We start from the raw sequence: 23,957 nt of genomic DNA on the forward strand, positions 1-23,957 counted from the left end.
CTCCCGATATGAGTCCGGGGCGACCGCGCAGAGATGCTCGAGAGGTCACCGCCATTGGCCCTGCCTTGGTTGACCGGCGCCAGGCATCTGGAATGAGCCGCTCAGCACTCGCGGCCAAAGCAGGTCTGTCGATCAACACGCTGATGAAGGTTGAGCAGGGACAGACCCGCGATCCAGGCGTTCTGAAGATCGCCGCACTGTGCCGGGCCCTATCGCTTTCGATGGACGAACTGCTGCACGACGCGGAACGTCTCCAACGGCCAGGGAGGGTCAGCCGCATGACGCACGGAATCATCTCCGTCGGGTACGAAGGACGCACGATAGATGCCTTCGTCGACGCGCTGGTTCGCGCCGGAGTGCAGACGGTCGCCGATGTCCGCCTGAACGCGATCAGCCGCAAGGCCGGGTTCTCAAAGACTCGCCTGCGGGAGGCCTTGGCGGATGTCGGCATCGAATACCGCCACATGCGCAGCCTTGGCAACGCGAAGGAGAATCGTGAACCGTTCTGGGACGGTCGCGCCGAGGAGGGGCGGCGCGTCTTCCGCGAGGCCCTTGGATCGCCCGAGGCGGAGTCGTCGCTGGAGGAGCTATCCGAACTCGTACGTGACCACGTTGTTGCCGTGCTCTGCTTCGAGACCGACGTGGAGAAGTGCCACCGCAAGGTGATCATCGACGAACTGGTCGGTCCCTCTGAGATTCCCGTTGCTGCGCTCCCGCTCTAGGCTCTCTTCTTCGGGTATTACACGCCGAGGATGCTGAACGTCTGGGGCCGCTTGGCTTGGTTGCCCACGTAAAACGCGACGTCGTTCTCGGCAGCACAGATCTCCTCGAAGAATCGCTTGCGGATCGCCGCATGGGCTTCTGCGTCCGACCTGCTCCACAGGTGCCGTTGCAGCGCGACAAACTCCCAGTCCATGATCGATTGCTCGTGGGTTGTGCATGTGGGATCGGCGCAACGCCACTTGTAGAAGCCTTTGAACCTCGGGGCTTCGAGAGGCGTCTTGTCCTGCGCCTCCTCAAAGACATCAAGCTCGAGCTGGTTGACGTAGGCGTCGATCTTCGCCTGCTCGCCGCTGCTCCAGCCTGGGTGCGGCTCTAACCGGAACCCGAGGATCTCCTTCGGGCGCACCAGGGCGAGGGAACGAGCCTTCGCGTCCGCACTCGCCAGCTTTCGGATGCTGCACATTGAGTCATCGATGATCGATTCAAGGAGTTGCTGTCGGCGCTTCCACGGTGGCAGGTGGCCCTCCACCTGGAGGGTCGCCATATTCGGCTTCCAGGACTCCAGCCGGGCCTCGCCCGCAGGCTGGCAATCTACGGACACGATGTCGTACTTCGTGAACGCCTCCGTCGCGGCGGGGAGGTGCCGGAAGTTGATCGGGTAGAGCCGGATCCAACCCCTTGGCCCGACGTCGCCAAGAAGGACGCCGGCGACGCACACGGTCTCGCCGTGGCTGACCGACGGGTTCGGCGCTGCCTTGACGGTGATCAGAATGCGATGCCGCGCTGGGCCAACCGGCTTCACCGTGGGGTACTCGATGGTATCGCCGAACAAGGACTCCGTGGTCATCACATCACCTCGGGGTGAGCACGTTTGCTGGGTCTCGACGGTAACCATCGGCTCCGACACTTTCTGGCGTTTGGCGCAAGCTCCCACCCACCGCGCCCTCACCTCAAGTCGCTGGGCAAGCGGGTGCCCGAAGTACATGCCCCACCCGGACTTTGTTACGAGCGGCCGCAGCCGTGGCCTCGGCGAGGGCGCAGCACGCCTGGTCGACGCCTCACCGCGGACGTGGTGCCAGTCAGCCGATGCACTGACTCCACACGCCAGCACTCCAACTGCCCGCGTCAGTACGCCAGACATCGACCTGAACGAGCCGCCTGCCTTGGTGGTCGAGCAGATCCACCACCCGAACGGCGTCCTGATCGCCCGCGCCGACATCGACGCCCTTCGCCTGAATCCGAGTCGAAGCGACGCGACCCCATTCCCGTGACTCCACCATCGCGTCCATCAGTGACACCCAGGTGGGCGCAGTCATGGAGCCGTCATAGCGGCTCTCGCAGTGGCCCTCGCCGCCGGTCCCACTCGCGCACGAACTCAAGATCGTGCAGGCGGCCGTGGCAACGATCGACCGAGACACGGTCATCACACCCATGGGACGGACTCTGCCTGCAATCGGCTCCACGAGGTCCATGCAGGTACCGCGCAGAGTACGGGGCGGCGACCGCGTGGCGCCGTTCAGGGAGTTGCTCGTCAGCACGTTGGACCTTCCAAAACGTCTCTCGCTGCAGGCGTGAGAACGCTTCCCCAGGTGATCGCGAATGTCCGAAGATTGCTCCAGAGCCCTCCGTTACCTCCCCGAATCGAGCACAGCATGACCGACGTGCCCTCACCCGGTGAAGAGCGCTCCACCCCCTCCGACGTCATTCCGTTGCGGGAAGCAACCAGGGCTTGGTTCGCGATCTCGTTGCAGACATTCGGAGGTCCCGCCGGTCAGATCGCCGTCATGCAACGCATGCTTGTGGACGAGAAGCGGTGGATCGGCCAACAGCGTTTCCTCTTCGCGCTGTCCTACTGCACCCTGCTGCCCGGCCCGGAGGCCCAGCAGTTGGCGACCTACGTGGGTTGGCTGCTCAACGGCGTCAAGGGAGCTCTCATCGCCGGCGTCCTCTTCGTGCTGCCAGGCGCCCTCACCCTGCTGGTCCTCTCGGGCATCTACGTAGCCTTCGGTGACACGACCGCGGTTGAGGCTCTCTTCGCCGGGCTCGGGCCAGCTGTCATTGCGATCATCGCGCAAGCCGTCCACCGCGTCGCGAAGCGGGGCTTGGACCGCCCCGCCTTCGCGGCGCTCGCGGTGGCCTCGTTCGTGGCACTGACCTTCTTCGCGCTGCCGTTCCCCGTCATCATCGCTGCCGCCGCTGCCTTCGGGTGGCTGATCCAACACGTCAGGCCACAGGCGGTGACGGCTACGCCATCGACCGACCCTGACCACGTTCCGCCTCTGATCTCGGACGACGCCCTCCACGCCGACCGGCCATCGCTCAAACGGTCTGTGGTGATCCTGACCGTCGGCTTCAGTCTGTGGGCCGCACCGGTCATTGCGGCGTTGCTGGCATTCGGGGCTGACAGCGTCCTCGTCGACCAGGGTCTCTTCTTCTCAGGCGCAGCAGTCGTCACCTTCGGCGGCGCCTACGCCGTCCTCGCCTACGTTGCTCAACAAGCGGTCGGCTTCTACGGCTGGGTGACTCCAGGCGAGATGGTCAAGGGCCTGGCGCTCGCGGAGACCACCCCTGGCCCATTGATCATGGTGGTCCAGTTCGTTGCCTTCCTGGGTGCCTACCGCAACCCCGGCGACTTGGACCCCTGGGTCGCGGCCGCGCTCGCCGCGTTCGTCACTACCTGGGTCACGTTCGTTCCATGCTTCTTGTTCATCCTGCTAGGTGCCCCGTACGTCGAGCGCCTACGTCACAACCGGGCTCTCGCCTCGGCCCTCAAGGGGATCACTGCCGCAGTCGTCGGCGTCATCGCCAACCTGGGGATCTACTTCGCACTGCACACCTTGTTCGGTGCCACGACGCGAATCGACGCCGGGCCACTCGACTTCGAAGTCGCTCGGGTCGACTCCATGCGATGGGCGGCGCTAGCCGTGACCGCGCTGGGATGCCTGCTGATCTTCCGTCAGCAATGGTCAGTGCTCAAGACCCTGGGAGCCTGCGCAATTGCCGGAACCATCCTCCACCTGGTAGCGGTAGCCGCCTGATTCAGCCGAACCGTCAGTGCGCCATGTCCACGAACCGGCTGTAGTGACCCTGGAAGGCCACCGTCACGTCGCGGGTGGGGCCGTTGCGGTGCTTGGCGACGATCAGGTCGGCCTCGCCGGGGCGGGTCGACTCCTTCTCGTAGACGTCCTCGCGGTGCAGCAGGATGATCATGTCGGCGTCTTGCTCGAGCGAGCCGGACTCACGAAGGTCGGATGCCGCCGGCTTCTTGTCGGCACGCTGCTCGGGGCCACGGTTCAGCTGCGACAGCGCGATGATCGGGACCTCGATCTCCTTCGCCAGCAGCTTGATCTGCCGCGAGAACTCCGAGACCTCGAGCTGACGGGACTCGACCTTCTTGCCCGAGCTCATCAGCTGCATGTAGTCGATCACGATCAGGCGCAGGTCGTGGTTCTGCTTCAACCGCCGGGCCTTGGACCGGATCTCCATCATCGTCATGTTCGGGCTGTCGTCGATGAACATCGGCGCCGACGACACCTCGCCCATCTTCCGCGCCAGCCGTGCCCAGTCGTCGTCGGTCATGTTGCCGTTGCGGATGTGGTTCAGCGGAACCTTCGCCTCGGCCGAGAGCAGACGCATGGTGATCTCGGCGCGGTTCATCTCCAGCGAGAAGAAGACACTGGCCATGCCGTTGTGGATCGACGCCGCCCGACAAAAGTCTAGTGCCAAAGTCGACTTTCCCATGGCGGGACGCGCCGCGACGATGATCATCTGGCCGGCGTGCAGACCGTTGGTCAGCTCGTCGAGGTCGGCGAAGCCGGTGGGCACGCCGTAGATGCCCTCCTCACGGTTGGAGATCGCCTCGATCTCGTCGAGGACCCCTTCCATGATGTCGGCCAGCGGCGCGTAGTCCTCGGCGGTCCGCTTGTCGGTGATCTTGTACATCTCGGCCTGGGCCTCGTCGACCAGGTTGTCGACGTCACCCTCGCCGGCGTAGCCCAGCGAGACGATCTTGGTGCCGGCGGTGACCATCCGGCGCAGGATCGCCTTCTCGCGCACGATCTCGGCGTAGTAGCCGGCATTGGCGGCGATCGGCACGTTGGCGGCCAGCGTGTGCAGGTACGGCGCCCCGCCCGCTCGCTGCAGCTCGCCGCGGCGCTGCAGCTCGGCGGCCACGGTGACCGGGTCGGCGGGCTCGCCGCGACCGAACAGGTCGATCACCGAGTCGTGGATGATCTCGTGCGCGGGCCGGTAGTAGTCGGTGCCGCGGATCACCTCGGCGACGTCGGCGATCGCGTCCTTGGAGAGCAGCATCGCGCCGAGCACGCTCTGCTCGGCCGCGTTGTCGGACGGCGGCGTGCGGTCGTTCGGGCCGCGCGGGGCCTCACCGGGCTCGAAGGCAGCCGGTCCGTCGCCCCAGTCGGGCTCCGGCGGAAGCTCGTGCGTGCCCTCTACGACGCTCACCTGCATACCCCTCTCGCCACCGTGGACGGCGTCCGGATCTAGATCTATCTCCGACCTCCGACACAACCGGTCAGGCGCGCCCGACGAGGCGACCGTACGCGCCCACAAGCCTCACGCGAAAGCAGCCCATCCACAGGCCCTGTGGATAACCCGTGGATAGCCGTGGATGACGGTGGATTGACTGTGCACAGCCTGGGGATTGTCCTGTGGAGAACAACACGCTCGATCCGGGAAACCGCCTCTGACCTGCGGAAACGTCGCGCGATCGCTGTGGAGAAAACAATTCTGGTGAACTTTCGTTCACCTGGCGTCCATCTGGCGTTGCCGTGTTTCTTTGTCGACACGAGCCTGCAATCGTGCCGTTTCCACAGGAAGCGCCGAGTTGTTCACAACCGTCACAGCGGTAGACATATGTCCAGTTTCCACGGCGCGTCGCCCACGACACGCCGCGCTGTGCGCGTCATCCCGGCATGGGCCGCGCGACCACCCCTCGTAAGGTTGCCCGGTGCAGAAGCGAGCCGTCGACAGGGAGATCCTCGCCCTCGCCGTCCCCGCCTTCCTGGCGCTGGTGGCCGAGCCACTCTTCCTGCTCGCCGACGCCGCGATCATCGGCCACCTGGGCACCGTCCCGCTCGCTGCCCTCGGGGTCGCCGGCGCGGTGATCACCACCGTGGTCGGGCTCTGCGTCTTCCTCGCCTACGGCACCACGGCCGACGTCGCCCGCAAGCTGGGCGCCGGTGACCGTCCCGGAGCGCTCGCCGCCGGCATGGACGGCGTCTGGCTCGCGGTCGCGATCGGCGTCCCGGTCACCGTGACCGGCATCCTCACCGCCGGCCGGTGGATCGACCTGTTCGGCGCTTCCGCTGAGGTCAGCCAGCCCGCCACCGACTACCTGCGGATCGCCTTCCTCGGCACCACCCCGCTCCTGCTGGTGCTCGCCGCGACCGGCGTGCTGCGCGGCCTCCAGGACACCCGCACACCCCTCGTCGCCGCCGTCGCCGGCAACCTGCTCAACATCGCCGCCAACCTCTCCCTGGTGCACGGACTCGGTCCCCTGCCGAGGCTCGGACTGGTCGGCTCCGCCTGGGGCACCGTCCTCGCCCAAGCCCTGATGGCTGCCGGCCTGCTCGCGGTGCTGGCCCGCGCGACCCGCAGCGCCGGCGTCAGCCTGCGGCCCCGCACGGGCGGGGTGCGCGCAGCCGGGCGGGCCGGCGTCCCGTTGCTGATCCGCACCCTCACCCTGCGCGCCGCACTGCTGGTCACCACCTACAGCGTGGTCGGCTTCGGCGACGCGACCACCCTCGCCGCCCACCAGCTCGCCTTCACCATCTGGACCTTCCTCGCCTTCGTCCTGGACGCCGTCGCCATCGCCGCGCAGGCCCTCACCGGACGCGCCCTCGGCTCCGGCGACGTCGCACGCACCCGCTCGCTCACCCAGCGGATGATCCAGTGGGGCATCTGGTCCGGCGTGGTCACCGGCCTCGCGCTGGCCGCCCTCAGCCCGGTCATCGGGCACCTCTTCACCAACGACGACGCCGTGGTCTCCACGCTCGCGGGCGCCCTGCTGGTGGCCGCCCTCGCCCAGCCCGCCGCGGGCGTCGTCTTCGTCCTGGACGGCGTGCTGATCGGCGCCGGCGACGGTCGGTACCTGGCCTGGGGCGGGCTGCTGGTCTTCGTCCTCTACGCCCCGCTGGCCCTGCTCGCCGGCTCGCTGACCTGGGTCTGGGTGGCCTTCGGTGCGGTGTTCATGGGTGGACGCCTGGCGGTTCTGCTGCATCGCGCCCGCGGCGAGCGGTGGATGGTCACCGGTGCCACCCGCGACGCATCCTGACCTGGGCCGCAGGATCGACTGCCGCCGTCCATCGGCCCCACTAGGCTTTCGCTCGTGAATGCCCCCGAGCCGCAGCCCGACGACGTATCGCGGCCCGAGGAGACGGCGCGTCAACGCGCACGCCGCGAGGCCAAGCCGATGGCACCGCTCCAGGGGATGGCGATGGGCCTGATCCTGATCGCGCTCGACTCGCAGTCGCGCTTCGATCTGTTCCCCGACCCGCTCGGCTGGCTACTGGTGCTCTGGGGTGTGGCCAAGCTCCCGCTGCCGGAGCGCAACGCCCTGCTCACGACTGCCGGCATCGCGACCGCTACCGCTGCAGCGCTCTACGTCCCCGTCATCGAGGAGGCCGTCGGCGACGCCGGCCTGGCGATGATCTGGGCCGTCCAGCTGCCCGACCTGGCCTTCGTGATCGTGCTCTGCCGCGCGCTGATCGCCGGCGCCCGCCGGCAGAGCCCGGTGGACCGCACGGCGGCTGGCCGCTTCGGCGTCGCGCTCACCGCCGCCGTCGTGGTGATCGCCCTGGTCCCGATCGGCTCTGCCGCCGAGACCGACGGCCTGATCACCGCAGCCGACGGCGGCTTCGTGCTGCTCTGGCTGTGGCTGGTCTGGAACCTGTTCGCCGTCAGCGGCCGGCCCTGGCTCGCCGCCCGCCCCGCCACCTCGGGTCGTCCCTAACGTTTTGGCTGTGGTCAGGCTGGAGAACGACCAGAACGTTAGGGACGACCCCGAAAACGAGGGGCGGCGCGAAACCCCGGAACCGAACGGACAGCCCGGCGACGAGAACCCGACCGAGACGCAGAAGGGCCCCAGCCGGATCGGCTGGGGCCCTTCTGATGAGACGTTCGTCAGGCAGAGACGACGTTGAGGGCGACCGTGGCCGACACCTCGTCGTGCAGCTTGACCGAGACCTGGTGCGCGCCCAGGGCCTTGATCGGGTTGCCCATGACGATGGTCCGCTTGTCGACCTGCTCGCCCGAGGTCTCGCCCAGTGCAGCGGCGATCTCAGCGGCGGTGACGGCGCCGAACAGGCGACCGCCCTCACCGGCGCGGACGGCCACGTTGACCGGCTTCGCCTCGAGCTTGGCCTTGACCTCGACGGCGTGGCCGTGGTCGCGCAGGGCACGCGACGCACGCGCAGCCTTGATCGACTCGACGGTCTTCTCGCCGCCACGGGTCCAGCGGATCGCGTCGCCGCGCGGGATCAGGTAGTTGCGGCCGTAGCCGTCCTTGACCTCGACGACGTCACCGGCGGCGCCGAGACCGTCGACTTCCTGAGTCAGGATGAGCTTCATTAGTCAGTACTCCTTCTCGACTCAGCGACCGGTGGAGGTGTAGGGCAGGAGTGCCACCTCGCGGGCGTTCTTGACGGCCATGGCCACGTCGCGCTGGTGCTGGACGCAGTTGCCGGTGACCCGACGCGCACGGATCTTGCCGCGGTCGGAGATGAACTTGCGGAGCAGCGTGGTGTCCTTGTAGTCGACACCGGTCGCCTTCTCCTTGCAGAACTGGCAAACCTTCTTCTTGGGCTTGCGAATCACTGCCTTGGCCATTGTGGTGCTTCCTTCTCAGTAAGCCCGGCGGATGCCGGAATGGTTGGCTGGTTTCGGTTGGAAAGGTGAGGAGTGACCCTCGATCAGAACGGCGGCTCTTCCGGAGCGACGCCCGGCGCGCCCCACGGGTCGTTGGCGGGAGCACCGCCACCACCCTGGGGAGCCGGCGTGGCCCACGGGTCGTTGGCGGGAGCACCGCCACCGAAGCCACCGCCTGCAGGAGCGCCGCCGGCGTTGTAACCACCGCCACCGCCGCCACCGTTGTAGCCACCGCCGCCACCACCGCTGCGACCCGCACGGGCCACCTTGGCGGTTGCGAACTTGAGGCTGGGGCCGATCTCCTCGACGTCGAGCTCCATGACGGTGCGCTTCTCACCTTCACGGGTCTCGTACGAGCGAGCAGTGAGCCGGCCCTGGGCGACGACGCGCATGCCCTTCTGCAGCGACTCGGCGACGTTCTCCGCCGCCTGACGCCAGATGGAGCAACGCAGGAACAGGGCCTCGCCGTCCTTCCACTCGTTCGTCTGACGATCGAACGTGCGGGGGGTGGACGCGATGGTGAAGTTGGCCACCGCAGCACCCGAGGGGGTGAAGCGGAGCTCCGGGTCACCGGTGAGGTTGCCCACCACAGTGATGACGGTTTCGCCTGCCATATGCGCTCTCCTAGCTGATCTGAGGATTACTCGCTCTGCCTATGGTGACCGGTGTCGCCTCGCGGCGACACCCTTCATCCACAGACGATGGGCCTCACGCTGCGGCGCGGAGGACCTTGGTGCGCAGGATCGACTCGTTGAGCGTCAGCTGGCGGTCGAACTCCTTGACCACGTCAGGCGTCGCCTGCAGGGTGATCACGGCGTAGATGCCTTCGGCGTTCTTCTTGATCTCGTACGCCAGGCGACGACGACCCCACACGTCGACGTTCTCGACGTTGCCGCCACCGTTGCGGATGACGTTGAGGTACTTGTCGAGCGACGGCTCGATGGTGCGCTCGTCAAGGCTGGGCTCGAGGATGACCATCACTTCGTATGCACGCATAGCGGTCTCCACCTCCTCTGGACTCGGCGGCCACGGTCTCTCCGTGGCAGGAGGGCTTGCGTAGTGTCTCCGGATATCTCCCGCCTGTGGGAGTAGAGCCGAAAGACACCGCAGACTATCAGCGGGCGCGAGTGGGTCGCGAATTGCTGGGTAGGGTGATCCTCGCCATGACCTTCTCTCCGGACCACCCCGTCGCCGGCCGCTACGCCCTGATCGACCAGATCGGCGCAGGCGGCATGGGCTCGGTCTGGCGCGCCTGGGATCTGCGTGGCCAGCGGTTTGTCGCCGCGAAGGTGCTCGGCCAGCACGACAGCGCGATGCTGCTGCGCTTCGTGCGCGAGCAGTCGGTGCGGATCAACCACCCGCACGTGGTGGCCCCCAGCGGCTGGGCCGCGGAGGACAACATCGTCGTCTTCGCGATGGACCTGGTCCGCGGCGGCTCGGTGCACACCCTGCTCGGCGACCACGGCCCGCTCCCGGACCCGTACGTCCGGGTGCTCCTCGACCAGACCCTGCAGGCCCTGACGGCGGTCCATGACGCCGGCGTCGTGCATCGCGACGTGAAGCCCGCCAACCTGTTGCTCGAGCCGACCGGCACCGGTCGCCCGCACGTGCGCCTCGGCGACTTCGGCGTCGCGGCGTTGATCGACGACGTCCGGCTCACCATGCACCCGGGTGCGATCGGCACCGGCGGCTACATGGCCCCCGAGCAGCAGATCGGGGCGCCGCCCACCCCGCAGCAGGACCTCTACGCCCTGGGCGTGGTCGGCGTGCAGATGCTGACCGGGCTCAGCCCCCGGCACCAGCAGGGCGTCCCGGACGGTCCGCTGGCCGAGTGGCTGCGCTGGCTCACCAACGAAGATCCCGGACGCCGTCCGCGCAGCTCGCACGAGGCCCTTGCCGCGCTGCGCTCGTTGGGCGTTCCGCCCGGTGCGCCCTGGCAGTTCGAGCCCGAGCCGCCGGAGGTCTTCGACCAGCTCGGCCAGGCGCAACCCCCGGCACCGCCCTCGCACCCGTCATCGGCCGGGCCCACCCCGACCCCGCCGACCGGCTACGCCTACGCCGGTCCCTCCTCCGGCGGCGTGCCGTCGGGCCCGCACAGTGCCACCCCGGCAGCGTCCGGCTCGGCGAACGGCACCCTGATCGCCGCCCTGCTCTGCTTCCTGGTGGCGATCGGCTGCGCGGTCGGCGCGATCACGCTGCTCTTCGTCTGAGCCGGCACCTCCACCACCGGAGCGCGCGAGGCAGCGGCCTCAGGCGCCCTCGGGGAACGCCCGCTCGATGATCGCGTCGGTGTCGGCACCGGTCGGCAGCGTGCCGAAGGCGTGACCCCAGTCGCCGCCGAGCCGCGAGGCGCAGAACGCGTCGGCGACCGCCGTCGGCGCGTGCCGCACCAGGAGCGAGCCCTGCAGGGCGAGCGCCATCAGCTCCACCAGGCGCCGGGCACGGGTCTCGATCGCGTCCGGGTCGGCCAGCTCGGCGCCGAGCCGCGCAACCACGGCGTCGAGGCGCGCGTCGGCACCGGCGGAGAGCGCGAACTCGGCCAGCAACGCCTCCAGCGCCTCGGGCTGACGCCCCAGGGCGCGCAGCACGTCGAGCGCGTTGACGTTGCCGGAGCCCTCCCAGATCGAGTTCAGCGGTGCCTCGCGGTAGAGCCGCGGCATTCCGGACTCCTCGACGTAGCCGTTGCCACCCAGGCACTCCATCGCCTCGGCGGTGAACGCGGAGCCGCGCTTGGTCACCCAGTACTTGCCGACCGCGGTGGCCATCCGACGGAAGGCCTGCTCGCCGTCGTCGCCTCGGATGCCGCGGTCGGCGGCGCCGGCCAGGCGCAGCGCCAGGGTGGTCGCCGCCTCCGACTCGAGAGCGAGGTCGGCGAGCACGTTGCGCATCAGCGGCTGGTCGATCAGCCGGGCGCCGAACGCGGAACGGTGGCTCACATGGTGCGCGGCCTCGACGAACGCCTTGCGCATCATCGCCGCGGATCCGGTGACGCAGTCGAGCCGGGTGCTGTTGACCATGTCGATGATGGTCCGCACGCCGCGTCCCTGCGCGCCGACCTGCCAGGCGAGGGTGTTGTCGAACTCGGGCTCGGAGGAGGCGTTGGAGCGGTTGCCCAACTTCTCCTTGAGCCGCACGATCCGGAACGTGTTGCGGGTGCCGTCGGGCAGGATCCGCGGCACCAGGAAGCAGGTCAGACCGTCGGGAGCCTGGGCGAGCACCAGGAAGAGGTCGCTCATCGGCGCCGAGGTGAACCACTTGTGGCCGTTGAGCGCGAAGACGCCGGGCTCGGCGGTCGGGGTGGCCACCGTCGAGTTGGTGCGGACGTCCGAGCCGCCCTGCTTCTCGGTCATCCCCATGCCGACCAGCAGGCCGCGCTTCTCGGTGGGCGTGCGCAGGCCCGGGTCGTAGACCCGGGAGGTGATCAGCGGCTCGTAGACGGCGGCGAGGTCGGGCTGGTGCCGCAGCGCGGGCACGGCCGCGTAGGTCATCGTCACCGGGCAGCCGTGACCGGCCTCGCTGTGCCCCCAGGCCAGGTAGCCCGCCGTCCGCGCCACGTGCGCTCCGGCGCGCTCGTCGGCCCAGGCGGCACCAGCCAGGCCCTCGGCGACCGAGACCCGCATCAGGTTGTGCCAGCTGGGGTGGAACTCGACCTCGTCGATGCGGTGGCCGTAGCGGTCGACGGTGCGCAGCTCGGGCTCGAAGCGGTTCGCCAGATCGCCCCACTCCTGGACCTCGGCCGTGCCGGCGAGTCGGCCGAGCCGCCGGACGTCGTCCTCGGCCCAGCCGGCGCCCTCGCGGCGCAGCCCCTCCAGGAGAGCGGCGTCGGCCGAGGCGTCGTAGGGCGCATGCGACGGCGGCTGGTTGAGCACGAGCTGCGGGTCCGTGGAGGGCTGCACCTGGGTCATGTCCTCGACATTACATCCTCAGCAACATCTATGTGAAGAGTTGTAATGCGACGACCGTAGGATCTCCCCATGCCCGCCTCCGCGACCCTCGCCGCCCTTGAGCTCCGGCCGCTCAGCGCGCGCTCGCTGGTGCTGAGCCTGCTGCTGGGCAGCCACCCCGCCCAGCGGCCGGTGCGCGAGCTGGTGGCGCTGGTCGGCGAGCTCGGCGTCAGCGAGACCACCCTGCGGGTCGCCCTGAGCCGACTGGTCGCGGCCGGCGACCTGGAGCGCGAGGAGGGCAGCTACCGGCTCAGCCCGCGGCTGCTGGAGCGACAGCGCCGCCAGGACGCCGCGCTCACTCCGCAGACCCATGACGACGCCGGCCACTGGGCGATGGTGGTGGTCACCACCCAGGGCCGCGACCCCGCCCGCCGCCAGGAGCTGCGCCGCGAGCTCTCCGGCCAGCGGCTCGCCGAGCTGCGCGAGGGGCACTGGCTGCGACCCGACAACCTGACCCTCGAGCTCTCCGACCAGCTGCGCTCCGAGACCACCCGGTTCCGCGCCGTCCCCGACGGCGATCCCGGCGAGCTGCTCCACAGGCTGTGGGATCTCGACGCGTGGCGCGATCGCGGCCACCTCCTGCTCGACCACTTCGAGTCGGACGCCGAGCCGCTGACCCGGATCACGGTGGCGGCGGCCATCGTGCGGCACCTGTTCGCCGACCCGATCCTGCCCGCGCACCTGACGCCGGCCGACTGGCCCGCGCAGGCACTGCGCGCCGGGTACGCCGACTATCGCGCCCGCGCCTACGGGCAGTGGATGCCCTAGACATACCTGGCCATGGGGTTCGTAGCAGCCGGCTGACCGGGTACGCCTAGCTCCGCAGCCAGAGCACCAGGCCGAGCACCGTCAACACCACCGCGGCGCCGATCAGGCCCCACACCAACGGCCAGGAGTCGACGGCCCAGACGGCGAGGCTCACCGGGCCCGCCCGGTCAGTCGACGCCAGCGGACCAGCAGCGCGCCGCCGGCCGCGGTCATCCCGACCGCGATCGCACCGAGCCCGCCGACCACACCCCAGGCCGGCTCGCTCGGATCGCTGGCATCGTCGGCGTCGGCGTCGCCGGCGGACTCGGCGGCAGCGGCCTTGAAGTCCGGCAGGTCGGCGGGGGTCTTCGCGTAGGGAGAACCGGTCGCCGGCTCCCCGAAGACCCCGATGTCGAGCGTGACGTCGACGGCACCGTTCATCACCTCCGGCAGCTCCACGTCGGCGTCGATGCGCAACGAGACGTAGTAGGTGCCGGGGAAGGCGGCCGGGTTCAGGGTCGGGTCGGTGCGGTTCTTCCACTGGATCACCGGCGACACCGCACCGGAGCTGCGCGGGTAGTCGGAGACATAGAGGGCGTGGTTGATCGGCGGCTTGCTGCCACTGCGCGACGGCTTGGCCTCCGCCCAGTTGCCCTCGCCGCCCAGCGGCGTGATCAGCCGGGGCTCGACGTCGAACGGCTCCTTGCCGGAGAAGCCGACACCATCCTCGTAGCCTGGGTGCGAGAGCGTGGCCTGCAGGTGCTGCCCCCACTCCAGCGGAACCTTGGCCAGGGCAGTGCGGCCCGGGTACAGCCGGACCTGCCAGCTGCCGTTGCTGAGGTCGGGTGCGGAGGCGAAGTCGCTGCCGAGGGTGATCCTGCCCTTGTCCTCGCGCCGGTCGCCGTCCCAGCGCACCTGCGCGGAGGCGGGCGGCAACAGGCCGGCGTCCGCGACCGGCGGCTCCTCCCAGACGGCGACCTGGAGGGTCTCTCCGCTGAAGTTGGAGCCGGAGCCGGGCTCGTTGCGGATGTAGACGACGTCCTCGTCGGTGCAGTCGCCGGAGTTGACCACGCCGGTGCGGAACTCGTGGTCGCTGATCAGGTCGTCGACCACGCCGGGGCTGGACCAGCCGCAGTCGTCGAGGTTCTCCTTGACCGCCGCAAGCAGCAGGTCGCCGTTGCCGGGGTTGGCGGTGACCACCGTCTCGCCGACCCACAGCGTGGAGCCGGGGATGGTGCGCTCGACGGCGAAGTAGCCGGCCTGGTCGGAGATCGCGACCTGGTGCACCCCCGGAGCGAGCACCTGAGCACTCGCGGTGTCGGGAGCCATCTGCACCGTCGACGCGGCCGGGGCCACGGCCGCCGCGCCCACCGCCGGGACGAGCAACCAGGGCGCCAGTGCCGCGGCAGCGGTCAGCGCGATGGCCCCATTCCCCGAGCGTGTGGTCATGGGGCCAGCCTGCCAGACCGAGGCATCGGTAACATCCGCACCACGGGTTGGCTGTGCCCACAGGGCTGGCGAAGGAGGCTGTGGATGAGTGACGACGACGCACGTCGCCAGCAGATCGACCTCTACGGCGACACCGTCGCCTCGATCGCCCAGCAGGCGCACGGGATCCTCGGCGTGCCGCCGGGCGAGCTCGCCGACCTGATCGGACTCTCCGAGCCGATGCTCGGCGCCCTGGTCAGCGGCACCCGGGTGCGGATCGGCAACCAGATCGCGATCGGCCGCCTGGTCCAGCTTCAGGAGCTGATCGTCAACGTCCGCAACGGACTCACCCCGACCGGTGACGTGTCACTCGCGCTGGCCCAGATCCGTGCCTCCACGCTGCCCGCCGTCCCGGGAGCCGTGACGCATCCGGCGGCCCACGCGGCTGCCGCTGGTCCCGGCTCAGGCGGTGCTGCTCCGTTCGCTGCGCCTCGATCGGGCCCTCAGCAGACGCCGCCGTACCTGCCGCCGGGCTCCCCCGCGCCCGCTCCGGGCTCCCCCGGCGCCGTGCCCGCCCCAGGTGCCGCGCCGTCGTCCGGCGGCGGCACCCCGCCCCTGCTGTCGGCGACCTCGCTGGGCTACGCCCGCAGCGTGGTGGCCCGGCACGTGCCGACCACTCCCACCTACCGGTGGCCCTTGCTGGAGCAGCTGACCGGCACCGAGACCTGGGTCAAGCACGAGAACCACACCCCGATCGGCGCCTTCAAGGTCCGCGGCGGCCTGAACTTCGTGGAGCGCCTGCGCGTCTCCGGCACGCGGCCGCCTGGGCTGATCTCCGCGACCCGCGGCAACCACGGCCAGAGCCTGGCCTTCGCCGGGCGGGCCTACGGGCTGCCGATCACGATCGTGGTCCCCGAGGGCAACAGCCCCGACAAGAACGTGGCGATCACCGCGATGGGCGCCGAGCTGATCGTGCACGGCGCCGACTTCCAGGCCGCGGCCGAGCACGCCGCCGCCCTCGCGGCGCAGCGCAACCTGATGATGGTGCCGCCGTTCCACCCCTGGCTGGTGGAGGGCGTGGCGACCGCCGCCGCCGAGCTGCACGAGCAGGTGCCCGGCCTCGACGTCGTCTACGTGCCGGTCGGGATGGGCTCGGGGATCTGCGCGCAGATCGCCGTGCGCGACCTGCTCGGCGCCCGTACCGAGGTGGTCGGCGTGGTCGCTGCCAACGCGCCGGCCTACGCCCGCTCGGTGGCCGCCGGACGGCCGATCAGCACCGAGAGCGCCGACACGTTCGTGGACGGCGTCGCCTGCCGTACGCCGGACCCGCACGCCGTCGCGGTGATCCGGGCCGGGGCGTCGCGGATCCTGGAGGTCAGCGAGGAGGCCGCCGCCGAGGCGATGGCGCTGATGTACCGGACCACGCACAACCTCGCCGAGCCGGCCGGCTCGCTCGCCCTGGCCGGGCTGCTCGCCGACCGGGCCCGGGTCGGCGGGCGCCGGGTGGCGATCGTGCACACCGGCGGCAACTGCGACCACGACGTCTTGGAGCATGCCTTCTCCTGACGTCGCGCAGCGCGCCGGGCGGCTGTCGGGGCCACCTGAGAGCATGGGGTGCATGAGCACGCTTTCCATCGGAGCCCACGTCGACCAGACCGACCCGATCGCCGAGGCGACCGCCCGCGGCGCCGACGTCGTCCAGATCTTCCTGGGCAGCCCGCAGTCGTACAAGGGTCCGGTGGTGGAGTACGCCGATGGTGCCGAGGCGCTGCGCGCGGCGGCCGAGGAGGCCGGCGTGGCGATCTACGTGCACGCGCCGTACATCATCAACGTCGCCACCACGAACAACCGGGTGCGGATCCCGTCGCGCAAGCTGCTCCAGCAGCACATCGACGCCGCCGCCTCGATCGGCGCCAAGGGCCTGGTCGTGCACGGTGGCCACGTCGACAAGGCCGGCGAGGATCCGGAGCTGCTGGCCAAGGGGTTCGACAACTGGCGCAAAGCCGTCGAGGCCACGGATCTGAAGATCCCGCTGCTGATCGAGAACACCGCCGGCGGCGACCACGCGATGACCCGCCACCTGGAGCGGATCGCCCAGGTCTGGGAGGCGATCGGCACCGCCGACCAGGCCGATCAGGTCGGCTTCTGCCTCGACACCTGCCACGCCCACGCCGGTGGCAACGCGCTGGAGACGGTCGTGGAGAAGGTCCGCGCGATCACCGGCCGGATCGATCTGGTGCACGCCAACGACAGCCGCGACGAGTTCGACTCCGGGGCCGACCGGCACGCCAACTTCGGCGCCGGAAGGATCGATCCCGAGCTGCTCGCCGCCGTGATCCGCGACGCCGGCGCGCCGGTGATCTGCGAGACGCCGGGTGGTGTCTCCGAGCACACCGCCGACTTCGCATGGCTGCGCGAGCGACTCTGAGCGGTAGCCTCGTGGCCGTGTCTTCCCCCGCCCCGATCACCGTCCGCACCGCGACCGCCGCCGAGCACACCGCGTTCCTGCGCACCCGCCGCTCGGCGAGCTTCCTGCAGAGCCCGGCCTGGGCGGCAGTGAAGGCCGAGTGGCGCAGCGAGTCGCTGCTGTGGGAGCGCGACGGCGTCGCCGTCGGCGCTGCCCTGGTGCTCTACCGCCAGCTGCCGAAGGTCAAGCGCTACCTCGCCTACCTGCCCGAGGGGCCGGTGATCGACTGGGAGAGCGACCACCTGGCCTCCTGGCTGGCCCCGATGGTCGCGCACCTCAAGCGCAAGGGGGCGTTCGCCGTCCGGATGGGCCCGCCGGTGGTCACCGGCCGCTGGGACGCCGCCGCGATCAAGCAGGGCATCGCCGACGAGTCCGTGCACCGGCTGACCGAGATGGCGCCGCTGGAGCGCTGCGTCGCCGGCGCGCGGGTGGTCAGCCAGCTCAACGCGCTCGGCTGGAAGCACCTGGCCGCGGACGGCGGCTTCTCGGCCGGCCAGCCGCAGTACAACTTCGCGATCCCGCTGCGCGACGCCGACGACAAGCCGCGCACCGAGGCCGACGTCCTGGCCGGGATGAACCAGCTCTGGCGCCGCAACATCAAGAAGGCCGCGAAGGCCGGCGTCGAGGTGCGTCTGGCCACCGCCGAGACGCTCGACGCCGACCTGGCCGCGTTCCACGCGCTCTACGTGCTCACGGCGGAGCGCGACCGCTTCACCCCGCGCCCGTTGAGCTACTTCCGCACCATGTTCGCCGCCCTCGGCGCCGAGGGCGCGAGCACCGAGATCAGGCTCTACCTCGCGCACCACGAGGGCGACCTGGTCGCCAGCACGATCTGGATCCGCTCCGGCGCGCACACCTGGTACTCCTACGGCGCCTCGTCGACCGAGAAGCGCGACGTCCGCGGCTCCAACGCGGTGCAGTGGCAGATGATCCGCGACGCGATCGCTGCGGACGCCGACGTCTACGACCTGCGCGGGATCACCGACACCCTGGACGCCACCGACCCCCACGTGGGCCTGATCCAGTTCAAGGTGGGTACCGGTGGCGAGGCCGTGGAGTACGCCGGCGAGTGGGACCTCCCGATCAACCGGCTGATCCACAAGGCGTTCGAGATCTACATGGAGAAGCGGTGAGGAGATGCTGACCCTTCACGTGGACACTGCCCGCTTCCGGGCGAACCAGCACCTCACCCTCGGCAAGGCACCCACGCTGGTGCCGGTCGCCAAGGGCAACGGCTACGGCCTCGGCAACGCCTGGCTGGCGGAGGAGGCCCGGCTCCTCGGCGTCGACACCCTGGCCGTGGGCACCTATGACGAGCTCGCCGAGGTGCGCGACGTCTTCACCGGCTCGCTGCTGGTGCTGACGCCGTGGCGCCCCTTCGGCTCGGCGGCCGTCCAGACCCACGACGACCGGGTGATCCACACGATCGGCCGGATCAGCGACCTGCGCGACCTCGCCGAGCGTGACCCGAACGCCCGGATCGTGCTCGAGCAGCGCACCTCGATGCTGCGCCACGGGTTCACCGCCCAGGGCCTGCGCGAGGCCGCCGAGCTGCTGGACTCGTTGCCCGGCCTGCAGGTCGAGGGCGTGGCCCTGCACCTGCCGATGGGCGGCGCCTCACACCTGTCCGAGGTGCAGCGGCTGATGAACGACCAGGTCGCCGCCGGGCTGCCCCCGCACCCGGTGTGGGTCAGTCACCTCTCCGACCACGAGCTGGCCGAGCTGGCCCGCACCTGGCCCGAGTACGCCTTCCGGCCGCGCACCGGCACCAGGCTCTGGCTCGGCGACCGCGGCGCGCTGCGGGTCACCGCCACCGTGCTGGACGCGCACCCGGTCGCGCGCGGCGACGTCTTCGGCTACCGGGGCCGCACGGCCCCCAAGGACGGCACCATCCTGGTCGTCGGCGGCGGCACCGCGCACGGCATCGGCCTGGAGGCGCCGACCGGCGCCAGCACGCTGAAGGCCAAGGCCGGCGCCCTGGCCCGCGGCGGCATGGACGCGGCCGGCTTCGTCCGCTCGCCGTACAGCATCGGCGGCAAGCAGCGCCTCTTCGCCGAGCCCCCGCACATGCAGGCCAGCATGCTCTTCGTCCCGAACGGCTCCGCTGTCCCCGAGATCGGCGACGAGATCGACGTCCGGGTCCGGTTCACCACCACCACCGTCGATCGGGTCGTCTTCAGCTGACGACAGCGGGCCCGCCCCGTTGTTGTGGATAACCGGGTGGCTCACCGGCACCGAGCACTACATTTCCGGGCATGAGACACCGCGGCCGCGACCCTGTGAATCTGATGCTGCTCGCCCTCGCCGCGATCGGAACGATCAGTCTTGCCGTCGCGGCCGTCGCCGCCTGGGCAAGGTGGGTCGAGCCGGAGCAGGTGCGCCTGTGGGCACCCACCGCCTCCGCGGTCATCGCCTCTGCAGGGCTGCTGTTGACCGCGTGGACCTACAACCGCGCAACTCAGCGTCAACGGCTCGAGCGAACAATGCATGCCTGGCACGCGTACCGGAGCGCGACCTCGAAGCTGATCCGCCGGCAGCTTGCGACCGGCGAGGGCGAGCCGAAGCCGGTGGAGCTTCCCGAGGTCAGCGAGTTGCTGGCCGTGCGTGGCCGCACGGTGACCAGCGCGAAGGATGCCAAGGAGAAGGCCCTGATCATCCGCGTGCATGAGCTCGCGGCGATCCTCAACCACTTGGAGCGGCTCGCGGTCGGCTGTCGTCACGGGCTCTACGACCGCGAGCACCTCTACCTGCTCGGCCACGGGCCGATCACCCGCACCCACGCGCACCTGGAACAGTTCGTGAACGGGGCGCGAACCGTCCAGCCGACGTCCTACGTCGAGACCACCCAGCTCGTCAGGTGGCTCGCCGCACGACGGGCAGAGGACGCGCACGGCGCCTGAGCGTCCCAACCCTGATGAGTCGCGCCGCTATGCTTGCGTAGCAATGACGAGAGAGGACGTCCAGATGAACGACGAACTCAGCGACATCTGAGGCTCGGGCCAGTCACCGGTTGACCGGCTCCGACCATAGCGAGGCATCCGCCTCCTGCTGGGCCGCGCGGCGTCGTGGCCAGCCGTCGTGTCCCCGCCCCTCGCGGACGACGTCGAACTGCGGCCAGAGGATGTCGCGCACGACGATCCCGATCAGGTAGAGCTCGCAGGCCAGCCGGAGCGCGATGGCCAGCCAGTAGAAGCCGGGCTCGTCACCGGCACCGGGCTGCAGGAAGCCGCCCAGGTACCACCAGACGGCGGCGAAGTAGAGGATCTCGCCGGCCTGCCAGATCAGCTGGTCGCGCCAACGCGGCCGGGCGAGCACGGCCAGCGGCAGCAGCCAGAGCACGTACTGCGGCGAGTAGACCTTGTTGATCAGCAGGAATCCGGCCACGATCAGGAAGCCGAGCTGCGCCATCCGCGGCGTCTCCGGCGCGACCAGGCCGACCGCCAACACGGCCACGCACCAGCCGATGAAGAAGACCCACGACACGTCGTTGATGGTCGCTGCGTCGAAGGTGTGCCCCGCCTGCGACAGCACCAGCCAGATGCTGCCCAGGTCGGCACCGCGCTCGGAGTTGAAGCTCCAGAAGACCTTCCACTCCTCCCAGCCGGTCAGCATCGCCGGCAGGTTCGCCAGCAGCCAGCTCAACGCGGCCGCCCCGGTGGCGATGGCGAACTTCGCGTACTCGCGCCGGCGGATGCAGATCACCAGGATCGCGCCGAGCAGGAAGAGCGGGTAGAGCTTGGTCGCCGTGCCGAGGCCGATCATGATCCCGGTCAGCAGCGGTCGGTCGCGGGTCCAGGCGTAGAGCGCGCCGGCGACCAGGGTGACCGCGAGCAGGTCCCAGTTGATCAGGCCGTTGAGCACCAGCACCGGTGCTGCGGCGAAGAGCATCGCGTCCCACGGCCGCGAGCGGTGCGTGCGAGCCAGGAACCAGGCGCCGAGCAGGGTGATCGCGCCCAGCAGCACCGCCGAGACGGCGACGTAGTCGCTGCGCTCCTGGATGATGTCGACGTCGCCGCTCAGCTCCGCCACCGGGCTGCTGCCGCGGGCCACGACGTCCGGGAAGCCGTGCACGGCCTGGGTGATCCAGGCGGCGCCGTAGGCGAAGTAGGAGATCCCGACCGGGTACTCCATCACCTCGTAGCGGGCCCGGGTCTGCTCGTCGTCGTCATAGGGCCACGACAGCTCCGCGAAGCCACGCCCCACATAGAGGTAGGGCATGTCGGAGTAGCACATCTTGGCGAAGCGCTCTTCGCCGTTGGACCAGTCGCTGGTGTAGCAGGGCGCCTTCTGCACCATGCCGAGCACGAAGAAGAGCGCGGTGACCGCGAGGATCACCCGCACCGGCGTCCACCAGCGGTGACCGCTCCCGTGCGCACCGGCCGGGCCGCCGACCGACTCACTCAGTGCGGTGAGCACCGGGTCGTCGAGCGACGGCGCGGCGGGGCGGTCATCGGGCATGGCTACGGACGACCCCTACGCCCCGACGACTCGCCACGAAGGCCAGGCGGCCCGGTGGTCGTCGGGTCGGTCGGCAGATCGGTGGGGATGTCGGTAGGCACGTCGGTCGGCTCCTCGGAGGGCTCCTGGGTGGGCGCCTCAGTGGTGGGATCCTCCGACGGCTGCTCCGGCTTCTTGGTCTCCTTGGGAGGCTTCGGCTTCTTGGTCTCCTTCGGCGGCGGCGGCACGTACTCGTGGCCGTCGCTGGGCGCCTCGCCGTCGGTGTTGGCGGGCTCCGGCAGCGACTCGTACGGCTCGCCCTCGAGCGCGCGGCGCATGATCGAGGTCCACATCAAGGTGGGGTAGGTGCCGCCGTAGTAGGCGCCCGGCAGGATCTCCTCCACCGAGTCGTCGCCGTCACCGCGCACCATCATCACCGAGGTGACCAACTGCGGGGTGAAGCCGATGAACCAGGACGAGGAGACCTGGTCCTTGGAGTTGGTGGCGGTACCGGTCTTGCCGGCCGCCTCACGACCGAGGCCCTGGGCCTTGGTGCCGGAGCCGTTGCGGACGACCTGCTCCAGCGCATAGGAGACGTCGGAGTTGATGTCCTCGTCGAGCACCCGCTTGTCGGTGACCTTGTGCTGGTACTGGGTCTCGCCGGACTTGTCGACGACCTTGTCGATCACGTGCAGGTCGGCGCGGACGCCGCCGTTGGCGATCGTGGCGTAGCCGTTGGCCATGTTGATCGGGCTGACCGTGGCCGAGCCGAGCGCGATGCCGGGGTTGGCCTGCAGACCGGGCGAGTTGCGCAGGTTGTCGAGGCCGCGGCTGCCGTTGTCGCCGGGGATGCCCATCGCCTTGGCCATCTTCAGCACGTCCTTGGGGCCGTCGGGCAGCGACATGGTGAGGTCGACGAACGCGGTGTTGATCGAGTCCTCGGCGGCCTTGATCAGGTTGACCCGGCCGTAGTCGGTGCCGTCGCCGCCACCGAGGTTGCGGACCGGCTTGACGCCGGGCTCGAACTCGAACGGCGAGTTGCCCTCGAAGGTGTCCTTGAGCGAGAAACCGGCCTTGATGCCCGCCGCCAGCGCGAACGCCTTGAAGGTCGAGCCGGGCTGGCCGCCGGAGACCGCCCAGTTGATCTGCGACTCCAGGTAGTCCTGGCCGCCGTAGAAGCCGCGCAGTGCACCCGTGCCGGGCTCGACGCTGGCAGAGGCGATGTGCAGGCCCTTGACGCCCTGCGGGCGGGCCTCCTCGACGCCGGCCTGAGCGGCGTCCATCGCCTTCTTGGTGAGCGTGGTGGTCACCTTGAGGCCGCCACCGTTGATCTCCTGCTCGGTGAAGCCGAGGCGGACCAGCTCGCTGCGGATCAGGGCCAGGGCGTGGCCCTTCTGGCCGCCGTAGGTGGTGTCCGCCTTGACCTTGGGGAACTTCGGCAGCTTCGCGGCGGCCTTGGTCGCCTCGGTGGCGTCGATCTCCCCGGACTTGGCCATCCCGTTCAGGATCCAGGCGTAGCGGTTCTTCAACGCCTCCTTGTTGGACTTGCCGTTGGCGGGGTCGAACAGGGTGGGGTTGTTGATCACCGAGGCGAGCACCGCGCTCTGGCGCAGGCTCAGCTTCTTGGCGGGAACCGCGAAGTAGGCGTGCGCGGCGGCGTCGATGCCGTAGGCACCGCGGCCGAAGTAGATGGTGTTGAGGTAGCCCTCGAGGATCTGCTCCTTGCTCTGCTGACGGTGCAGCTTGAGCGAGACGATCGCCTCACGGACCTTCCGCTTGTAGCTCTGCTCCTGGCTCAGGTACAGGATCTTCACGTACTGCTGGGTGATCGTGGAGGCACCCTGGCGGTCGTTGCCCTGGGCGTTGGAGAAGGCCGCACGCAGGATGCCCTTGGGGTCGATGCCCTTGTTGGTCCAGAAGCTGCGGTCCTCGGCGGCCACGACGGCGGCCTTGATCGAGTCCGGCATCTCCGAGAACGGGATCGAGTTCCGGTTCTGGGTGGCGAACTTGCCGAGCTCACCCTTGCCGTCCGCGTAGTAGACGAAGGTCGTCTCGGTCTGGAAGTCCGCGTTCGGGTTCGGGATCTCGATCGCCCGGTACAGGATCACCAGGCCGAGAGCACCGAGCAGCGCCAGCACCAGGCCGGTGATGCCGCTCCACTTGAGCGCCTTGCGCAGGCGCCGCTTGAACGGCGAGGCGGGGGGCCGCTTGCTCGCTGAGGTCTTCTTCGCCGCCGCAGATCGGGCCGGAGCCTTCCCTGCCGGAGCGGACTTGCGCTTACCGGTCACGTGTTGAGAACTTCCCTCGACTTGGCCGCGCGATGCTGC

General features: G+C 69.7%; 22 protein-coding genes. 11 read left to right on the forward strand and 11 right to left on the reverse strand.

Annotated elements, in window-relative coordinates; all coding sequences use genetic code 11:
• Positions 1–8: 8 nt before the first annotated feature.
• Complete coding sequence (locus tag ABD151_RS07230; RefSeq protein WP_343992789.1) at positions 9–722, forward strand: DUF488 family protein, N3 subclade; 714 nt, start codon at positions 9–11, stop codon at positions 720–722.
• 17 nt (positions 723–739) lie between these two features.
• On the opposite strand, the gene ABD151_RS07235 is transcribed toward ABD151_RS07230, so the two are convergent.
• Both ABD151_RS07235 and ABD151_RS07240 read right to left on the reverse strand, forming a co-directional pair.
• Positions 740–1,570 carry a hypothetical protein gene (locus tag ABD151_RS07235; RefSeq protein WP_343992791.1) on the reverse strand — a complete coding sequence of 277 codons (831 nt, stop codon included), beginning with the start codon at positions 1,568–1,570 and terminating at the stop codon, positions 740–742.
• Between the two features lie 232 nt (positions 1,571–1,802).
• Positions 1,803–2,156, reverse strand: a complete 354-nt coding sequence (locus ABD151_RS07240; RefSeq protein ID WP_343992793.1) for a hypothetical protein — start codon at positions 2,154–2,156, stop codon at positions 1,803–1,805.
• Positions 2,157–2,375: 219 nt separating this feature from the next.
• Here ABD151_RS07240 and chrA point away from each other — a divergent pair, with 219 nt between their 5' ends.
• Positions 2,376–3,761 carry a chromate efflux transporter gene (chrA, locus tag ABD151_RS07245; RefSeq protein WP_343992795.1) on the forward strand — a complete coding sequence of 462 codons (1,386 nt, stop codon included), beginning with the start codon at positions 2,376–2,378 and terminating at the stop codon, positions 3,759–3,761.
• A gap of 13 nt (positions 3,762–3,774) precedes the next feature.
• On the opposite strand, the gene dnaB is transcribed toward chrA, so the two are convergent.
• Entirely contained in the window at positions 3,775–5,190 is a 1,416-nt protein-coding gene (gene dnaB / locus ABD151_RS07250; protein WP_415629821.1) for a replicative DNA helicase, read from the reverse strand.
• 499 nt (positions 5,191–5,689) lie between these two features.
• Between dnaB and ABD151_RS07255 the strand changes: the two genes are divergently transcribed.
• Together ABD151_RS07255 and ABD151_RS07260 are read left to right on the forward strand one after the other, a co-directional pair.
• A complete protein-coding gene (locus ABD151_RS07255) occupies positions 5,690–7,015 on the forward strand; it encodes an MATE family efflux transporter (protein ID WP_343992799.1) in 1,326 nt (441 codons plus the stop codon).
• A 54-nt stretch (positions 7,016–7,069) separates the two neighbouring features.
• Positions 7,070–7,693 carry a hypothetical protein gene (locus ABD151_RS07260; RefSeq protein WP_343992802.1) on the forward strand — a complete coding sequence of 208 codons (624 nt, stop codon included), beginning with the start codon at positions 7,070–7,072 and terminating at the stop codon, positions 7,691–7,693.
• A 170-nt stretch (positions 7,694–7,863) separates the two neighbouring features.
• On the opposite strand, the gene rplI is transcribed toward ABD151_RS07260, so the two are convergent.
• The 4 genes from rplI to rpsF form a co-directional block, all read right to left on the reverse strand.
• On the reverse strand, positions 7,864–8,310 hold the full coding sequence (gene rplI / locus ABD151_RS07265) for a 50S ribosomal protein L9 (RefSeq protein WP_343992804.1): 447 nt from the start codon (positions 8,308–8,310) through the stop codon (positions 7,864–7,866).
• Between the two features lie 21 nt (positions 8,311–8,331).
• Positions 8,332–8,568, reverse strand: coding sequence for a 30S ribosomal protein S18 (gene rpsR / locus ABD151_RS07270; protein ID WP_101525917.1), 237 nt, complete (start codon positions 8,566–8,568; stop codon positions 8,332–8,334).
• Between the two features lie 83 nt (positions 8,569–8,651).
• Complete coding sequence (locus tag ABD151_RS07275; protein ID WP_343992813.1) at positions 8,652–9,221, reverse strand: single-stranded DNA-binding protein; 570 nt, start codon at positions 9,219–9,221, stop codon at positions 8,652–8,654.
• A gap of 94 nt (positions 9,222–9,315) precedes the next feature.
• The gene (rpsF, locus tag ABD151_RS07280) at positions 9,316–9,603 is read right to left on the reverse strand and encodes a 30S ribosomal protein S6 (RefSeq protein ID WP_343992815.1); all 288 of its coding nucleotides are present in this window, start codon (positions 9,601–9,603) and stop codon (positions 9,316–9,318) included.
• 167 nt (positions 9,604–9,770) lie between these two features.
• Between rpsF and ABD151_RS07285 the strand changes: the two genes are divergently transcribed.
• Positions 9,771–10,817: a serine/threonine-protein kinase gene (locus ABD151_RS07285; RefSeq protein ID WP_343992817.1), complete on the forward strand. Its 1,047-nt coding sequence runs from the start codon at positions 9,771–9,773 to the stop codon at positions 10,815–10,817.
• Positions 10,818–10,856: 39 nt separating this feature from the next.
• Here ABD151_RS07285 and ABD151_RS07290 read toward each other — a convergent pair whose 3' ends face one another.
• A complete protein-coding gene (locus ABD151_RS07290; RefSeq protein ID WP_343992819.1) occupies positions 10,857–12,512 on the reverse strand; it encodes an acyl-CoA dehydrogenase family protein in 1,656 nt (551 codons plus the stop codon).
• 69 nt (positions 12,513–12,581) lie between these two features.
• Between ABD151_RS07290 and ABD151_RS07295 the strand changes: the two genes are divergently transcribed.
• Positions 12,582–13,319, forward strand: coding sequence for a PaaX domain-containing protein, C- domain protein (locus tag ABD151_RS07295; RefSeq protein ID WP_343992821.1), 738 nt, complete (start codon positions 12,582–12,584; stop codon positions 13,317–13,319).
• Positions 13,320–13,469: 150 nt separating this feature from the next.
• On the opposite strand, the gene ABD151_RS07300 is transcribed toward ABD151_RS07295, so the two are convergent.
• Positions 13,470–14,747: a hypothetical protein gene (locus ABD151_RS07300; protein ID WP_343992823.1), complete on the reverse strand. Its 1,278-nt coding sequence runs from the start codon at positions 14,745–14,747 to the stop codon at positions 13,470–13,472.
• 84 nt (positions 14,748–14,831) lie between these two features.
• Between ABD151_RS07300 and ABD151_RS07305 the strand changes: the two genes are divergently transcribed.
• The 5 genes from ABD151_RS07305 (at position 14,832) to ABD151_RS07325 (ending at position 20,093) form a co-directional block, all read left to right on the forward strand.
• Positions 14,832–16,292, forward strand: a complete 1,461-nt coding sequence (locus ABD151_RS07305; protein ID WP_343992825.1) for a threonine dehydratase — start codon at positions 14,832–14,834, stop codon at positions 16,290–16,292.
• A gap of 52 nt (positions 16,293–16,344) precedes the next feature.
• The gene (locus ABD151_RS07310) at positions 16,345–17,154 is read left to right on the forward strand and encodes a deoxyribonuclease IV (protein ID WP_343992827.1); all 810 of its coding nucleotides are present in this window, start codon (positions 16,345–16,347) and stop codon (positions 17,152–17,154) included.
• Positions 17,155–17,171: 17 nt separating this feature from the next.
• Entirely contained in the window at positions 17,172–18,326 is a 1,155-nt protein-coding gene (locus ABD151_RS07315; RefSeq protein ID WP_343992829.1) for a lipid II:glycine glycyltransferase FemX, read from the forward strand.
• Between the two features lie 4 nt (positions 18,327–18,330).
• On the forward strand, positions 18,331–19,377 hold the full coding sequence (locus ABD151_RS07320; RefSeq protein WP_343992831.1) for an alanine racemase: 1,047 nt from the start codon (positions 18,331–18,333) through the stop codon (positions 19,375–19,377).
• 71 nt (positions 19,378–19,448) lie between these two features.
• The gene (locus ABD151_RS07325) at positions 19,449–20,093 is read left to right on the forward strand and encodes a DUF4760 domain-containing protein (RefSeq protein ID WP_343992833.1); all 645 of its coding nucleotides are present in this window, start codon (positions 19,449–19,451) and stop codon (positions 20,091–20,093) included.
• 103 nt (positions 20,094–20,196) lie between these two features.
• Here ABD151_RS07325 and ABD151_RS07330 read toward each other — a convergent pair whose 3' ends face one another.
• Both ABD151_RS07330 and ABD151_RS07335 read right to left on the reverse strand, forming a co-directional pair.
• Positions 20,197–21,651 (reverse strand): glycosyltransferase family 87 protein, encoded by a 1,455-nt coding sequence (locus tag ABD151_RS07330; protein ID WP_343992835.1) that lies wholly within the window; start codon positions 21,649–21,651, stop codon positions 20,197–20,199.
• 2 nt (positions 21,652–21,653) lie between these two features.
• On the reverse strand, positions 21,654–23,918 hold the full coding sequence (locus tag ABD151_RS07335) for a transglycosylase domain-containing protein (RefSeq protein WP_343992837.1): 2,265 nt from the start codon (positions 23,916–23,918) through the stop codon (positions 21,654–21,656).
• Positions 23,919–23,957: the final 39 nt, after the last annotated feature.

It is taken from the genome of Nocardioides dubius, assembly GCF_039528155.1.
Classification (GTDB): Bacteria; Actinomycetota; Actinomycetes; order Propionibacteriales; family Nocardioidaceae; genus Nocardioides; species Nocardioides dubius.

What these genes read in the sequence shown, in the direction of transcription:
- ABD151_RS07230 (WP_343992789.1), top strand. Translation starts at nt 9, where the DNA reads ATGAGTCCGGGGCGACCGCGCAGAGATGCTCGAGAGGTCACCGCCATT.
- ABD151_RS07235 (WP_343992791.1), bottom strand. Translation starts at nt 1,570, where the DNA reads ATGACCACGGAGTCCTTGTTCGGCGATACCATCGAGTACCCCACGGTG.
- ABD151_RS07240 (WP_343992793.1), bottom strand. Translation starts at nt 2,156, where the DNA reads ATGGGTGTGATGACCGTGTCTCGGTCGATCGTTGCCACGGCCGCCTGC.
- chrA (WP_343992795.1), top strand. Translation starts at nt 2,376, where the DNA reads ATGACCGACGTGCCCTCACCCGGTGAAGAGCGCTCCACCCCCTCCGAC.
- dnaB (WP_415629821.1), bottom strand. Translation starts at nt 5,190, where the DNA reads ATGCAGGTGAGCGTCGTAGAGGGCACGCACGAGCTTCCGCCGGAGCCC.
- rplI (WP_343992804.1), bottom strand. Translation starts at nt 8,310, where the DNA reads ATGAAGCTCATCCTGACTCAGGAAGTCGACGGTCTCGGCGCCGCCGGT.
- rpsR (WP_101525917.1), bottom strand. Translation starts at nt 8,568, where the DNA reads ATGGCCAAGGCAGTGATTCGCAAGCCCAAGAAGAAGGTTTGCCAGTTC.
- ABD151_RS07275 (WP_343992813.1), bottom strand. Translation starts at nt 9,221, where the DNA reads ATGGCAGGCGAAACCGTCATCACTGTGGTGGGCAACCTCACCGGTGAC.
- rpsF (WP_343992815.1), bottom strand. Translation starts at nt 9,603, where the DNA reads ATGCGTGCATACGAAGTGATGGTCATCCTCGAGCCCAGCCTTGACGAG.
- ABD151_RS07285 (WP_343992817.1), top strand. Translation starts at nt 9,771, where the DNA reads ATGACCTTCTCTCCGGACCACCCCGTCGCCGGCCGCTACGCCCTGATC.
- ABD151_RS07290 (WP_343992819.1), bottom strand. Translation starts at nt 12,512, where the DNA reads ATGACCCAGGTGCAGCCCTCCACGGACCCGCAGCTCGTGCTCAACCAG.
- ABD151_RS07295 (WP_343992821.1), top strand. Translation starts at nt 12,582, where the DNA reads ATGCCCGCCTCCGCGACCCTCGCCGCCCTTGAGCTCCGGCCGCTCAGC.
- ABD151_RS07300 (WP_343992823.1), bottom strand. Translation starts at nt 14,747, where the DNA reads ATGACCACACGCTCGGGGAATGGGGCCATCGCGCTGACCGCTGCCGCG.
- ABD151_RS07305 (WP_343992825.1), top strand. Translation starts at nt 14,832, where the DNA reads ATGAGTGACGACGACGCACGTCGCCAGCAGATCGACCTCTACGGCGAC.
- ABD151_RS07310 (WP_343992827.1), top strand. Translation starts at nt 16,345, where the DNA reads ATGAGCACGCTTTCCATCGGAGCCCACGTCGACCAGACCGACCCGATC.
- ABD151_RS07320 (WP_343992831.1), top strand. Translation starts at nt 18,331, where the DNA reads ATGCTGACCCTTCACGTGGACACTGCCCGCTTCCGGGCGAACCAGCAC.
- ABD151_RS07325 (WP_343992833.1), top strand. Translation starts at nt 19,449, where the DNA reads ATGAGACACCGCGGCCGCGACCCTGTGAATCTGATGCTGCTCGCCCTC.
- ABD151_RS07330 (WP_343992835.1), bottom strand. Translation starts at nt 21,651, where the DNA reads ATGCCCGATGACCGCCCCGCCGCGCCGTCGCTCGACGACCCGGTGCTC.